Below are 14457 nucleotides of genomic sequence, written 5' to 3'. Positions count from 1 at the left end.
AGCGTGTAAAATTTAACTCTAACGTCTCTTATTAACTTTTCGTTACATAGTTAGGAATTTTGGCGCCGACTTACTTATTTTATGAGAATAAAAGAATATCAACTCACCAAAACTTATAATAAATAGTCATAAATGCTGATTTTGACCTAATAGTACCCCCCCAATTCATAGGAATCTCCAACTTTAATAAAAGGACTATTATCAATACCACAAGCTTTATCGCTTCTTCGGAAGGCTTCTTGATTCTGTTGATATTTCTGTTGTTGCTCAGGGTTCATTACAGCAAGAATCTGCAAAAGTAAAATTTGACTCTCTTTTTGAAACTCCTCAAATAGTTCTTGATTATAAACAAGCGTTTTCTCTGGAATGAAGCTTCCATGCTGTCCGTATTTCGCAGTCAATGAGTCAATTTGGGCAGGTTTGGAATTACCCGCTTCACTCGCAATCGTTTCTTGCAGTTGAGGTGGTATTTCTACGCCTTGCCGTTGAAAAAACCCAACAACTGCATTAGGTTTTATTACTTTTGTAGCCTTTGCAGTTAGCCGGGAGACTACCTCATCGTCATACCTTTTAGTGACGGCATCATAGGCAGCAAATTGTTCAGCAGAAAGATTAACGCCATCGAAGACACTTTCTGGTACTTGAGCAGAAGCGATTGAGCAGGCATTCTGAGCGGGTTCAGTCTGAGCTTGAAGTTGAGCATCGGCGGGTTTCTGTAGCCCAACGCTACCTATTGCAGCTAGAGCGATTAAGAATAAGGCGCCGAATGTCTTTGATAAAAATGTTAGTTTCATAGCAGTAGAAATCTCCAAAAGGTTAGGTGAGTTGAGAAAGGACGTTATTTGACGGAAGTAGAGACGTTACATGTAACGTCTCTTTTTTGGAGATGTCTACTATAAACCAGGTGGTAAAAGTACACGATTTATAACATGAATGACGCCATTCTTAGCATCAATATCGGCTCTCACGACATTGGCATTGTTGACTCTGATTCCTTTCTTCCGCACATGTACTGCTACGCGATTACCTTCCACGGTTGCCACTCGACCTGAGCGCAAATTCCTAGACATTAAATCGCCTGAAACGACGTGGTAAGTCAACACCTTACGCAGCAAATTGCGATTTTCTGGCTTAAGTAACTTTTCTAGCGTTCCCTTTGGCAGCGCTGCAAAGGCTTTATTGGTTGGCGCAAATACAGTGAATGGTCCCTTGCCAGAGAGTGTTTCGACTAATCCAGCCGCTTGCACTGCCTTCACTAGTGTTGAAAAAGAAGGATTGCCCGCTGCAATTTCAACGATTGTACCCGCTTGAGTGGGTCGCGTTGCTACGTGAGTGCCTGCCATTTTCTTGCCAGCTACGTTGTGAGAAGCGTTTGCCTCTGCTGTAATGCCGACCATAACCGAGAGTGCAGCTGCCAAGCTGAAAGTGCGAACAGCTTTAGACAAAAAAGTGAGTTGCATAGTAGTAAAAATCTCTAAAAGGTTAGGTAAGTTGGAATAGGATGTTGTTTAACAAAGCCTAAGCTTGGTTCTTAATGAGTATACGAAGCGAGATTGAAATCGGATGAATCTTTTTTTTCGAGCGCGGTCAATGTAGCAATAGAACCTTATTTGAGAGCAGGAGCTATTTTTTTGTCGGTATCGTATCGCTTATTTGTCCTAGAGCTGGGTAGCTGGAAATCGGCCCCTTCACATCGCAGGCTGCATTGATCCTGAGTCTAGCGGCTAAATTTTTGCTATATTGCGGCTGTTGTTCAGGTGTCATGAGGTCTTGAACCTGACTATAAAAATCTTTGCCGATCTGACTTAGCTGGGTTTCCTGTTCTGGCGTGAAATAAGTTATGTAAGAACCGATAAAGCGTCCGTACTTACCAAACTTCTGATTAAGCGCTGCTTCTTGATCCATTTTAGGGTTGCTATTGAGTGCTTCTTGAATAGCAGCTTGAACATCTGGGGGGACTGAAACTCCCGGTGAGGATGAAAATGACAAGATTGCAGCCGGGTCTGCTACGGATATACTCCCCTTATAAATTTCTGCTCTTTTTGCCTCCGCTTGTGCGTCTAAGACTTCGTAGGCTTTTTTCTGTTGGTCAGTCAGATTTAATCCTTTAAAGTCATCAAAAAAGTATCCCCCGTCCATTTCTTCACCGTCTTCTTTCATAGCGCGATCGCAGGCTTTACTTTGCTCTAGAAAATCTGCTGTACTTTGAGTTTGAGCTTGAACGCTCTGTTGCACAGATGTACCGACCATAACAGAAAGTAGAGTCATTAAGCCGAGGGTGCGAACGGTTTTAGACAAAAAAGTGAGTTTCATCGCAGTAAAATTATCCAAAAGGTGGGTTGAGAGAAAACGTTATTTGATGGCAGTATCTTAATTTTCACTGACTCATCATTGTAAGAACAAAGCTTAAGCTTGGCTCTTGATGAGTATACGAAGCGAGATTGAAATTGGATGAATCTTTTTTCGATTATGGTGGGTTTAATATCTTTACCTGCACCACTTCTATTTGCCTAACTAAGGCTTCGCATTACTAATGGGCCTGCTGAGGTAATTGGATCGGTAGGGGCATCCAGCGTAATGAGCAACTGCGAAGGGTTCTTAGTGCAGGCCGCATTTGGAGCGACCCACTGCGCCGTACCACTGTCATCTTGGCGAAACTGTCCGCAGTACATTGGAGCGGCTGAGGGAGTGGCAACTGACCAAAGCCGATATATCTGGTTGTTTGCGAGCTTGGGTAGGTCTTGGGCTACGAGCGTAATGGTCACATCCCCCGGTTTAGCCAACAGTCGCGCTGTTGCAAGGCGCCTATTTTTCGGGTTTGGCGCTGCACCTACCAAAGAATACACCTGAGTATCAGGTTGACTCAGACGTGCGATTGTAGTTTGATTGGCTTGAAGTTCGCTCTTGAGACGCTTTAGCTCATTATTCGTGGCTTCAAGCTGTTGTTGAAGGGCTGCCATCTGTTGGGACTGGCGACCTAAAAGAACTTGGTTTATACCCAGAGCCGTTACCGCTACAGCTGCAATGCTCGTACTAATCGCTGGTATCCAGCGTTTCCAACTGCGGCGCCTTGAAGCAATTGGCACAACGTTGGAATGGGAAGATTCTATACTGGCGCCTGCAATTGACTGACTCGCGGCACTGATAATTTTTTCTTTAAGGCGCGCGGAGGGTTCCAAAATCGGCATATCGTAAGGGAGCAAAGAAAACGCCTCTTGGAATGATTCGATTTCTTCATACAGCGTTGGCGTTTCGGCTAACGCCTGATTTAGGCGAGCAGCTTCCTCATGACTCAAATCGTCGAGAATATAGCCTGCCACTAAATCGGTCTGGTTGGGGTCGTTGGTGGGGCGAATCATGGTTATCGGTGTGGGATAGGAACGACTAAACGAGGTGGTTGAGTACAGTACGAAGCTTCTTGAGTGCTTGACGAGCGCGCGATTTGACCGTGCCGAGCGGAATGCAGTCTCGTTTAGCAATTTCCGACTGGCTCAACCCTTCATAATAGGCGGTTTCTAAAAGCTGTCTGTCGTCGGGTGAAAGCTGTTTGAGCGCTTCATTTACCAGGTTAACACGCTCTTGCACTGTAACAAATTCTAGCGGGGGATTGTAGTGTGGTATACAATCTGAGAACGTTTGAAATCGCTGAAGCTTTTCTTGGCTTGACTTGCGCGATCTCAATCGGTCGATGGAGCGCGACCGGGTCATAGTGATGAGAAAGCTGCTGAGAGAACCCCTCTTGGGCTGATAGATCTCGCTGCGCTGCCAAAGGTAAAGGAATGTTTCTTGAGTTACTTCTTCGGCTTCTTCAACGTTGTTCAGTATCTGAACTGCGGTACTATAAACGAGCTTGCCGTAGCGGTCGTACAGCATATCTAAGGCTTTGACCTGCTGCTTTTGAATCGCCAAAAAAATTTCTAGGTCTGTTGATTGTTCGTTGACGGCAAGGAGCGAAGGTGTCGAATCCATAGATATGAGTAAACTTAAATGGGAAAAAACAGAGAAGCAACACCACAGTCAACTATGACCTTGCCTATCCTGCAAAAGGTGAGTTGAGAGAGGACTATTTCAAGATATGCGATTTAGCAGCAATTTGTAGCCTCAATTATTGCCCTCATAACAGTCTATTATTGCGCTCGCTGCCGAAACACACTAGGAGTAACATTTGTCAAGCGTTTGAAGTACCTAGTCAAATGATTTTGATTGGCAAATCCACAAGCAACAGCAATTTCAGAAATACTTAAATTGCTTCGAAAAAGCAGGTGCTTTGCTCTTTCTATCCGCCGCTTAATAACAAACTGGTGGGGCGTTAATCCGATTGTTTTTTTAAATAGACGACAAAAATAAAATCGACTCATCCCCGCGATCCGCGCTAGCTCCTCTAACTCGATAGGTTGTTCTAGATATGCCTCAACATAATCGATAACTTGAATAAAATTGTGCTGGGATTCTTCTACAGCTACCATTCGAGAATCTGTGCATGTAATATAGTTTCTCAATAAATGAGTGGCTAACGTATTCGCCAGAGAATCAATATAAAAGTTGGATACAGGCGAACTAGATTCGAGTTCTGCCTTCAAAGACATCCCAATTCCATAAATCAATGGATCGAATGTTCCCGGTGCAAGTACTAACTCAACACGCTCCGAATCCAAGATTTCATAGGCAGTACGAGCAACAAAGTCAGGTTCGAGAGAGATGGAAACAGACTCTGCATCACTCAAAGTAGCAATTTGATAGCAAGTATAGGCAGGTGCAAGCATCATTGAGCCATAACTTACGTTAGATTCGTAGAGACGACCATTGGCTCTGTACTCAGCCCTGGAGTTTGGTAATAAATTGATTTCAATAATATGCTGAAGCGGCTGCAATTCAGGTATTTCAAGGGGGGGACACCGTTTGTGGTGGAGGGATAAATGATTCCATCCTAGACCGTGGCTAGAGCGTAACCAAGGTCGTTGCGTCACAGGTGAACGTTCTTGCTGCTGACTAAAATCAACTTGGTTGGGTTGGCTGGAATCCATACGCTACTCTCTTTACGAATTTGCCAACATTTTACTACCTAAAATGACGCATCCAAATTTAACATATAAGTGCTAGGGTTCCGTTCCTCCACCCAACCTACAACAAAGTGAAAAAAATCTGGCAGTATAGTTTATTAGTGGTAACTTTAGGAACGCTTCTATTTACCTGGCGCCCCTTTAGTGTACCTGTAACTTCTACTACAATTGCACAAAAAGATACAGAAACGCCATCTCAAAAAATTCAGTACGAAACGCGCGTGTTACCAGATAGCATAGCTCATATCGTTAAAATTCCAGCCAACAGTGCGTATTTAGTAACTCCCGCAGTATCAGATAAATTAATTACAATTGAAGAATTTGCCAAGAAGCACAAAGCTATCGCAGCCATAAACGCTGGATATTTTGACCCAATTAATCAAAAAACAACGTCTCACATTACTATACAAGGAAATAAAGTAGCAGACCCAAAACTAAACGAAAGACTTATAAATAATCCTGACCTACAATCTTATTTACCTAAAATCTTAAACCGCAGTGAATTTAGAAAAATATTATGTGGTTCTAAGATACAATACGAAATTTCACTACACGAAGATAAAACGGCGCCTAACTGTAAAATTATCGACGCAATAGGCGCCGGTTCACAATTATTACCCGAACTCACTTTAGCCCAAGAAGGTTTTGTAGATAACACTACTGGTCGAGACGCAATTGGTAGCACTCAACTTAATGCTCGAAGTGCTGTAGGAATTACTGACGATGGAAGTATTATTTTAGTAATGGTAGCGCAGAAACCAGAAACTCCATCAGGTATATCTTTACCTAAATTAGCAGAGTTAATGAAAAATTTAGGCGCCAACTCAGCAATGAACCTAGATGGTGGCAGTTCATCTTCACTTTACTACAACGGCAAAACTTATAACGGCAAAATAAATAAACAGGGAAATTCTACTATTCGTCCCGTCAAGTCAGCATTATTAGTGCAAATAAAATAACTATACTTTATTAGTGCAAATAAGATAACTATACTTTTGTCATGCTGAGGCACGAAGCATCTGAAGGATTTTTGCTTATTTTAAAAGTATAGTTTTAATCCGTTTTTAGTATCAATGTTGGAATATCGATAAACTGCGACGGTTAATACACCCCATACAAGTATAATTATCAAGTAAATAAATCATCCCAGTTTCTTTCCTGTGGTTTACCTTGCGGTTCTCTAACTAGAGGTTCTCCTTGCCATGCACCAAATCTTTTTTCAAAAAAGTTAAGGGACCAACCTAATTCGTCTAAAGTTTGGCCTTTATTACCATTATCATCAGACTCTACAGGCTGATACATTAACATCACTTCTACATTTTGATTTGTTAGACCTACTGGGACATTAATATGTAATATTCCATCCGAACCGATATATGAGTTAATTTTTATACTTTGCATATTAGACTACTTCTTATGATTTTATTTTGAAACTGCTTCAAAATTTTGAATACGCTTCGTTCCAGATGCTTCGTTCCAGATGCTTCGTTCCAGATGCTTCGTTCCAGATGCTTCGTTCCAGATGCTTCGTTCCAGATGCTTCGTTCCTCAGCATGACATTTATACTTTCTTAGGTTCTTATTATAGAGTACTTATCCACAAGCGGGCGCCCACTTTGGTAAGGTCTTTCGCTGTTCCCCTGGTTATGGCACAATATAAAGCGGTGATAAGAGAAATATAGAAAAAGAGGTATAGGGGTGAGTTCAACTGCTCAAGCTACAGCAAGCACTCGTCGCGTAGTTTTTCCATTTACAGCAATTGTCGGTCAGGAAGAAATGAAGCTGGCTTTGCTGTTGAACGTCATTGACCCCAAAATTGGTGGTGTAATGATTATGGGAGATAGAGGAACGGGTAAGTCCACAACCATCCGCGCATTGGCAGACCTGCTTCCAGAAATTCCTGTTGTTGAAAATGACCCCTTTAATAGTCACCCTAGTGACCCCGAATTAATGGGTGATGATGTACGCTCGAATGTACAGCAAGGAAATAACGTCCCAGTTGTACAGCGTAAAGTGCTAATGGTTGATTTACCTTTAGGCGCCACCGAAGACCGGGTTTGCGGCACAATTGATATAGAAAAAGCACTTTCAGAAGGTGTAAAAGCCTTTGAACCAGGATTACTCGCGAAAGCAAACAGGGGTATATTATATGTTGATGAAGTCAACTTATTAGATGACCACTTAGTTGACGTACTCCTCGACTCAGCAGCAAGTGGTTGGAACACTGTTGAACGTGAAGGTATTTCCATTCGTCACCCTGCGCGCTTTGTACTAGTTGGTTCAGGAAACCCAGAAGAAGGCGAACTACGTCCACAGTTACTCGACCGTTTTGGAATGCACGCTGAAATTCGTACTGTTAAGGAACCAGCACTGCGAGTTCAAATAGTTGAGCAGCGTTCAGAATTCGACCAAAACCCCAATCCTTTTTTAGAAAAGTACCAACCACAACAAGATGAATTGCAGCAACGCATCATCAGCGCTCAAAATTTATTACCCTCCGTTAATCTTGATTATGACCTGCGGGTAAAAATTTCTGAAGTTTGTGCCGACCTTGATGTAGATGGTTTACGGGGTGATATTGTTACCAACCGTGCAGCAAAAGCAATTACTGCCTTTGAAGGACGCAACGAAGTAACAATTGATGATATTCGTCGCGTAATTACACTGTGTCTACGCCATCGTTTACGTAAAGACCCCCTAGAATCAATAGATTCAGGTTACAAAGTCGAAAAAGTATTCGGTCGCATTTTTGGCGTCGAAATCCCAGAGCTTGCTAATGCGTCTAAAAACGGTACTGGTATTAAAACAGGAGTTAGGTAATATTGGCAACGGATAAAACGGATGTAACGGATGTCTATTACATATACACGGATATTACATATACACTGCAAACTGGCAAAACCTTGACTCCTGTCATGCTGAGGAACGAAGCATCTCCCGACTGTCATGCTGAGGAACGAAGCATCTCCACTTCTGTCATGCTGAGGAACAAAGCATCTTCAAGATTTTCACTTCCTTTAAAAGTAAAATCCCAACCCGTTTCTCCTATACATCCATAATCCGGCGCCCTAAACAAATCGCAAAAACAATCCGTTACATCCGTTATATCCGTTGCCAATTATATGCAAACCTTAAGGTATTGGTTCAGCACTATTCTGTTAATAAGTCAATACAACCCTTATGAACTTATTGAGAATTTAATGTTAGCGCTCGCAGCGATAATGATAATCGTATCAATCATATTTCCAGCCCAAAAGCCATACATAGCATTAGGTTTAAGTTTTGCAATAGGCTCCGCAATGTCAATTTTAGTACGCCAAGCAACTACACCTTCACGTCAAACACGCTTCATCAAAATCGGCGCCATCTTAATTCTCATCATCAGCTTATACGACTTTATCGATGTAATCCATAACACGTAGGTTGGGTGTAACCCAAAATTCCCCAATATTCTCAGAATTTACATAAAAACTCTTAAAACTTGCCTAAAATTCATGCATAAGTTGTTCCTAAGCAGAAATACTGATAATTATAAGCTCAGTAATTCGCATAAATTAGGGGTAACTAGCGATGAAGAAAAAGGATAATCTATTAAAAAAGCTTTCATTGTCTACCTTTTTAGTACTCGCTACGACTCCAGCATCTGCACAACTCATACCAGATAACACTTTGGGTCAAGAAGCATCAACCGTTAACAATAGTACTTTAATCAAAGGTGGAAATGCTGATTTAATCAATGGAGGCGCCCAGCGTGGCAGTAATTTATTCCATAGCTTTACCGAATTTAATATAAATAATGGGCAACGAGTTTATTTCGCAAACCCGTCTGGAGTACAAAACATATTAACCCGCGTTACAGGTGGGAATGCTTCAAATATATTGGGAACCTTGGGTGTAGACGGCGCCGCAAATTTATTTATAATTAATCCTAACGGTATTTTATTTGGTCAAAATGCCAGCTTAGATATACAAGGAAGCTTTGTAGGGACGACTGCAAACGCAGTAAAATTTGGTTCGCAAGGAATATTTAGCGCGACTAACCCCGAAGCGGCGCCGCTTTTAACCGTTCAACCCTCAGCTTTATTATTCAACCAACTTAATCAACAGGCAAGTATTACAAATCAATCACAAGCACCAGCAGGTATTAACCCTGTAGGTGAGAACGTTACTGGGTTGCGGGTACCTGATGGTAAGAGTTTGTTGCTTGTCGGTGGAAATGTAAATATAGATGGCAGTGCAGTTAGAGCTTATGGTGGAAATATCGAATTAGCAGGTGCTTCGGCGCCGGGTTCAGTAGGATTAAATATTGCAGGTGATAATCTGAGCTTAGTAATGCCTGATGTAGATAGAGCTAATGTATCACTCTCGAATGGCGCCGAGGTGAATGTACGGGGTAGTAATGGCGGTAATATTAATATTTATGCCCGAAATCTAGATGTAACAGAAGGAAGTAAAATTCGTGCTGGGATAGATAAAGGGTTAGGAACACCGAATAGTCAAGGTGGAAATATAGTTGTTAATGCTACAGGAACAATTACCTTGAGTGATGACAGTATTATTTCCAATGTGTTACGAGCAGGTGGTTTTGGTCAATCTGGTAATATTAATATTTCCACAGGCTCTTTAAACTTAAAAAATAACAGTTATATAGATGTCAGCACCTTTGGAAATGGAAGTGCAGGAAGCCTTGTCATCCAAGCCAAAGATAATATTAACTTAACTCGTGATGGTGGTATTTTTAGTTCAGTTGAAACAGGCGCCGTAGGTAACGGTGGTAACATCCAAATTCAAACTAGTTCACTTGCATTGTTTGAGGGTGCAGAAATCAATACCAGAACTTATGGACAGGGTAATGCAGGTAGTATCGATATCAATGCTCGTGATGCAATTACCTTAGATGGAAAGGGTGAAACAATATTTAGTCGCATTATTAGCGGTATCAACCCCGAAGGTACAGGCAATACTGGCAATATTCAGCTAACAACAAATACTCTGAAATTAACCAATGGTGCTTTTATTGCCAACACAAGTGCTGGGAAAGGTAACGCTGGTAATATTAATATCGACGCTCGTGATATTTCCTTAGATAGCCTAAGCTATGTCACTAGTTCTATATACAATCAAGCTGAAGGAAAAGCAGGCAATATTCAAATCAACACCGAAACACTTTCCTTACAAGGTGGTTCTCAGCTATCCACAACGACTTCCGGAAAAGGTGATGCCGACAATATTACAGTAAATGCGCGCGACAGTATCAAGTTAGACGGTATCGTGCCTTATGAGATGAACGGTATTTCGGGTTACGCATTTAGCAGCATTCAAAGTGATGTAATTACAGGTGGTGTTGGCAATGCTGGAAATATCAACCTGACTACAGGTTCGTTACAGCTAACTAATGGCGCCCAAATTAGCAGCGGCACAAATGGACGGGGAAATTCTGGAAATATTACAGTAAATGCTCGCGATACCGTAACAGTTAACGGTTTTAGGAAAGTATTTACTCAACAGTATGGAGAAGTCAACTTATCTAGTAGTATTAGTAGCGATGTTAGCTCTGAGGGTATTGGTAAAGGTGGGGATATTAACATTAACGCACGGGGAGTATTTCTCAAAAATACTGGTAAAGTAAGTGCTGATACGTTTGGGCAAGGTAATGCAGGCAACATTTTTATCAAAGCATCAGAAGGTGTTTTTCTCAGTAACGAAAACAATATTGATTTTACACAAATTAGCAGCTTTGTCGGGGGTAGAGCTATCGGGAATGGCGGTACTATTAATATCGAAGCTGGCAACCTCTCATTAGATAATGCCACATTCTTTACTTCCACTTCAGGAAAAGGTAATGCTGGTAGTATCGTTATTAAAGCTAATGATTTAGTATCACTGACTAATAACGGTGGATTTTCGACTAGTGTTCAGCCAAACGCTGTAGGTAATGGTGGTAATATCGACATAAAGGCAGGAAGATTATTTTTAGATAATAATTCTACTTTTTTTGCTGCTACATTCGGACAAGGAAACTCTGGTAATATCTCCATTAAAGCCTCAGAATCAGTGTTTTTCAGGAATGCTTCAGTTAGTAGCAGCATTGATAAAGAAGGTATCGGTAATGGTGGCAATATTCATATTGCCACAGGTGTCCTAACTTTAACCGATGGTTCTAGTCTTAGTACTTTAATAAGTGGCAAAGGTAGAGCTGGCGATGTCTCCATCAATGCTAATGGGAATATACTTATTAATAATGGCGCCTACATAATCACTAATACAAACGGGCAAGGGGATGCTGGCAAAGTCAACATTCGCAGTTTCGGTGATCTAATCATAGCAGGACGTGTTAGAGAAATTCCAACTGCAATTTTTACTAGTGTATTAAATACAGGTGTGGGGAATGCAGGTAATATCGAAATTAACGCACGTAATTTTACTTTATCTGATGGTGCAAGTTTGGGTGGTATTAATGTTGGAAAAGGCAATGCTGGCAGCGTCATAATTAACACACTAGATAGCACAACTATTAAAGGTGCCCGTATTGACACTTTCACTGGTGGGCAGGGAAACGCGGGTAAAGTGTTAATTCGTGCTGGAAGAGATGTCTCTATTATCGATAAAAGCAGTATAAATAGTTTCGTGTTTCAATCTGCTGTTGGTTACGGTGGGGATATTGAAATCAGTGCTAGTAATTTATTACTTTCCGACGGTGCCAGTTTGTCTACTGCAACCCTTGATAAAGGTGATGCAGGGAGTGTTCGCATCAATACAACTGGTGATATTACCATCAAAAACGCTTCTCAAATTAATGCTTCTACTTTCGGTGAAGGGGATGCAGGTAACGTTACGGTTAATGCTGGTAATACATTATTTATTAGTGGAACAACTAATGATGGTCAAATGTTCGATAGCGGAATATTTACTATAGTAGCAAAAGATGCTGGATTTATTGGTAAAGGTAAAAGCGGCAATATTAATGTCACTGCACGTAATTTATCTCTAAATAGTGCTGGTATATCCGTAAGCAGTTTTGGAGATAGTGCCGCAGGAGATATTGATATTAACTCTGGTACAGTTAGGCTTGATGACAAAAGCATAATCGCAGCAGCAACGACATCAGGTAACGGTGGTAATATTAACTTAACTGCCGCAGATTTTTTACTACTGCGAAACAATAGCAATATTACTACAACTGGCGGTTTTGATAATCAATCGGCTGGTGATGGTGGAAACATTACTATAAATACGCCTTTTATTATCGCTGATAAAAATGAAAATAGTGATATTGCCGCAAACGCTTTTACGGGAAAAGGTGGTAATGTAAACATCAGAGCTAGAAATATTTTTGGTATTGAACCGCAAGCTCAATCTACAAATCAAAGCGATATTACTGCTAGTTCACAACTTGGTGTACAAGGACAAATTTCCATTGCAAAACCAAATTTTGATGCGACTCAAGCAATAATCGAACTGCCAAACCAAGTTGTTGATGCAAGTAGTCAAATAGGTCAAATTTGTCCGCGTGGTGCCTATGCTAATCGTCAAGAAGGTAAATTTGTCATTACCAGAGCAGGAAGTTTACCACCAAACCCACTTGAAATGCTTCCAGGTACACAAACCCTTACTAAACTTGCAACTTTAAATGAAAATAAAATAGGCGCCCAAGTAAGAGAAAGTAAATTAGATAAAGTTGAAATTACTGAAGCGCAAGGTTTGGTCAAAAACATTGATGGCAGTGTTGAACTTGTTGCTATGGCGCCTATAGTTACACCAGAAGCTCGTGGCGCCTTGTCTACATGTCCAAGTTAATATATAAACTTCTCTTGTGGAGCAGCCGAACAGGCTGCCTTATGTTTGGAACAGCTTCGGATGCGTCAATAGTATTTGCTGCTATCACATTGCGGACAATTGACTTGACCTTCCTCGAACGATTTGTGTACTGGAGCAAAAGGTAATATAGATATATCATCTAGAAATGTAAGGATTTTGGAGCAGTAGCTATGAATAATGAACAAATTACGATTAAAGAAAGCGCAGCTGAAATCACCAAGTCTTTGCTCCCAGATTTAGAGAAGCTCTCAAAGTGCGCCTCTGAACCAGTAGCAGCTGTTTTTATCGATAGCTTACTACGGAGAATGCGCTTTCTACATGATAATTATATGCACAGCCCTTATACGGAAGTAGTTATGGCGCTACATGATGCACTTGCACACTCAAATCGTTGGATTGACCACACCAACGAACAGTATCAAGGTGCCTATGACCTGCTAGTCTCCTTAGTCAATAAAGGAACAATCACGGAAACAGATGTTGAAAGCTCAATTATCCAACTCGAAAATTTAGGTTTTGATACTTTACCTTTTGGAGTCAAACTTGATAATGATTCTCTCGAAAATGAAGAGATATAAATTTGTATGTGGTCGCAATCAGCACAAGAACATTTTTTGGACACCTCAGTAATGAGGTCATTGTTACTTGCAACACAAGCATATCAGCTATATTTAAAATCAAAATTAAATAACAAGCAGCTTTATATTTCTAATTATGTTTATATGGAAATAAGGCGTAGCTATATAATTAGTATTATTTCTTTTTATTTTGTCTTACACTTGGACAACGTTTATACTATTGGTGATGCGATTACATTATGGAGTAATAAATTTAAAGGCAGCGAGCTTAAAGCAATTTTACAATTAATATCTCAAATTTTTAGCACCAGTCAGCTAAATTTTTCTAACCCAAAAGATAAAAATAAAGCTTTGTCTCTTTTGGCAATTTATATAAAACGCTTTGACTTAATAATTAAAACAAAATTTAAATTTAGTGAGGATTTGACGAACTGCGCTCGTGCGGAGGTTCCACTTACTATTGATATAAAAAATCCAGCGATTGGTTTAAAGAAATTTGTTTTGGGATTTGAAGATACAGCAACGTGTCGAAACCAATGTAAAATTGACGACTTTCTTATAATACACTGTAAGTTGGAAGTTGAGCAAATAGTTGAAATTGCTTCTCAACTACCTAAAAATACAAACACAAGGAGATTTATTAATATTGCAAATAATCTGAAATAAATATTAACTATTGGTGAAACGGCTTGCAATTGTAAACGTTGTGAAAAAATAGGAGATGCTGTTATAGCTTTAAGTGCGCCTCGAAATTTACAATTAGAGCATACAGACAATTCTTTTAATTACTTGTGTCCTCCAATTAAACAACCTTACCAAAAGCATCCTTCAGAAAACGAAGTATTAACGAAAATGTCTACATCTCTCCAATAATAATTTTAGGTGTAAGACTAATTAAGCGCTTGGCGGCAAGGTCTACAGGTTTTGCCATAAAACTTTTCTTGTGGGTAATGCAGGAAGCCCGCCCCATGTTTTAAACAGGCAAGGATGCCTGTTCCACAA

Annotated in this window: 14 protein-coding genes; 7 read left to right on the top strand and 7 right to left on the bottom strand. The window is 40.5% G+C overall.

All coding sequences use genetic code 11. The features are described from left to right. Positions 1-146: 146 nt before the first annotated feature. From DSM106972_RS04150 to DSM106972_RS04125, 6 genes are all read right to left on the bottom strand, one after another. Entirely contained in the window at positions 147-794 is a 648-nt protein-coding gene (locus tag DSM106972_RS04150; protein ID WP_127079057.1) for a hypothetical protein, read from the bottom strand. Between the two features lie 99 nt (positions 795-893). After that, positions 894-1343 (bottom strand): fasciclin domain-containing protein, encoded by a 450-nt coding sequence (locus DSM106972_RS04145; RefSeq protein ID WP_233787758.1) that lies wholly within the window; start codon positions 1341-1343, stop codon positions 894-896. A 280-nt stretch (positions 1344-1623) separates the two neighbouring features. Next, positions 1624-2313 (bottom strand): hypothetical protein, encoded by a 690-nt coding sequence (locus tag DSM106972_RS04140; RefSeq protein ID WP_127079055.1) that lies wholly within the window; start codon positions 2311-2313, stop codon positions 1624-1626. A 197-nt stretch (positions 2314-2510) separates the two neighbouring features. Beyond that, on the bottom strand, positions 2511-3359 hold the full coding sequence (locus tag DSM106972_RS04135) for an anti-sigma factor (RefSeq protein WP_127079053.1): 849 nt from the start codon (positions 3357-3359) through the stop codon (positions 2511-2513). Positions 3360-3384: 25 nt separating this feature from the next. Further along, positions 3385-3969, bottom strand: a complete 585-nt coding sequence (locus DSM106972_RS04130) for a sigma-70 family RNA polymerase sigma factor (protein WP_127079051.1) — start codon at positions 3967-3969, stop codon at positions 3385-3387. A gap of 158 nt (positions 3970-4127) precedes the next feature. Next, entirely contained in the window at positions 4128-5024 is an 897-nt protein-coding gene (locus tag DSM106972_RS04125) for an AraC family transcriptional regulator (RefSeq protein WP_127079049.1), read from the bottom strand. A gap of 107 nt (positions 5025-5131) precedes the next feature. On the opposite strand from DSM106972_RS04125, the gene DSM106972_RS04120 reads away from it, so the two are divergent. Then, positions 5132-6019: a phosphodiester glycosidase family protein gene (locus DSM106972_RS04120; RefSeq protein WP_127079047.1), complete on the top strand. Its 888-nt coding sequence runs from the start codon at positions 5132-5134 to the stop codon at positions 6017-6019. Positions 6020-6188: 169 nt separating this feature from the next. Here DSM106972_RS04120 and DSM106972_RS04115 read toward each other — a convergent pair whose 3' ends face one another. Beyond that, positions 6189-6461, bottom strand: a complete 273-nt coding sequence (locus DSM106972_RS04115) for a hypothetical protein (protein WP_127079045.1) — start codon at positions 6459-6461, stop codon at positions 6189-6191. A 296-nt stretch (positions 6462-6757) separates the two neighbouring features. Here DSM106972_RS04115 and bchI point away from each other — a divergent pair, with 296 nt between their 5' ends. The 6 genes from bchI to DSM106972_RS04085 all read left to right on the top strand — a co-directional run bounded on the left by bchI (position 6758) and on the right by DSM106972_RS04085 (position 14121). Then, positions 6758-7879: a magnesium chelatase ATPase subunit I gene (gene bchI / locus DSM106972_RS04110; RefSeq protein ID WP_127079043.1), complete on the top strand. Its 1122-nt coding sequence runs from the start codon at positions 6758-6760 to the stop codon at positions 7877-7879. 2 nt (positions 7880-7881) lie between these two features. Further along, the gene (locus DSM106972_RS04105) at positions 7882-8118 is read left to right on the top strand and encodes a hypothetical protein (protein ID WP_127079041.1); all 237 of its coding nucleotides are present in this window, start codon (positions 7882-7884) and stop codon (positions 8116-8118) included. A gap of 63 nt (positions 8119-8181) precedes the next feature. Further along, complete coding sequence (locus tag DSM106972_RS04100) at positions 8182-8481, top strand: hypothetical protein (protein ID WP_127079039.1); 300 nt, start codon at positions 8182-8184, stop codon at positions 8479-8481. 148 nt (positions 8482-8629) lie between these two features. Then, positions 8630-12856 carry a two-partner secretion domain-containing protein gene (locus DSM106972_RS04095; RefSeq protein WP_127079037.1) on the top strand — a complete coding sequence of 1409 codons (4227 nt, stop codon included), beginning with the start codon at positions 8630-8632 and terminating at the stop codon, positions 12854-12856. A 191-nt stretch (positions 12857-13047) separates the two neighbouring features. Beyond that, positions 13048-13455, top strand: coding sequence for a hypothetical protein (locus tag DSM106972_RS04090; RefSeq protein WP_127079035.1), 408 nt, complete (start codon positions 13048-13050; stop codon positions 13453-13455). A 60-nt stretch (positions 13456-13515) separates the two neighbouring features. Next, positions 13516-14121, top strand: a complete 606-nt coding sequence (locus tag DSM106972_RS04085; RefSeq protein ID WP_233787759.1) for a hypothetical protein — start codon at positions 13516-13518, stop codon at positions 14119-14121. Positions 14122-14457: the final 336 nt, after the last annotated feature.

Origin of the sequence: Dulcicalothrix desertica PCC 7102 (genome assembly GCF_003991905.1) — a bacterium.
Classification (GTDB): domain Bacteria; phylum Cyanobacteriota; class Cyanobacteriia; order Cyanobacteriales; family Nostocaceae; genus Dulcicalothrix; species Dulcicalothrix desertica.
Note: the sequence above shows the minus strand (reverse complement) of the source record. Positions and strands in the feature narration are given on the sequence as shown.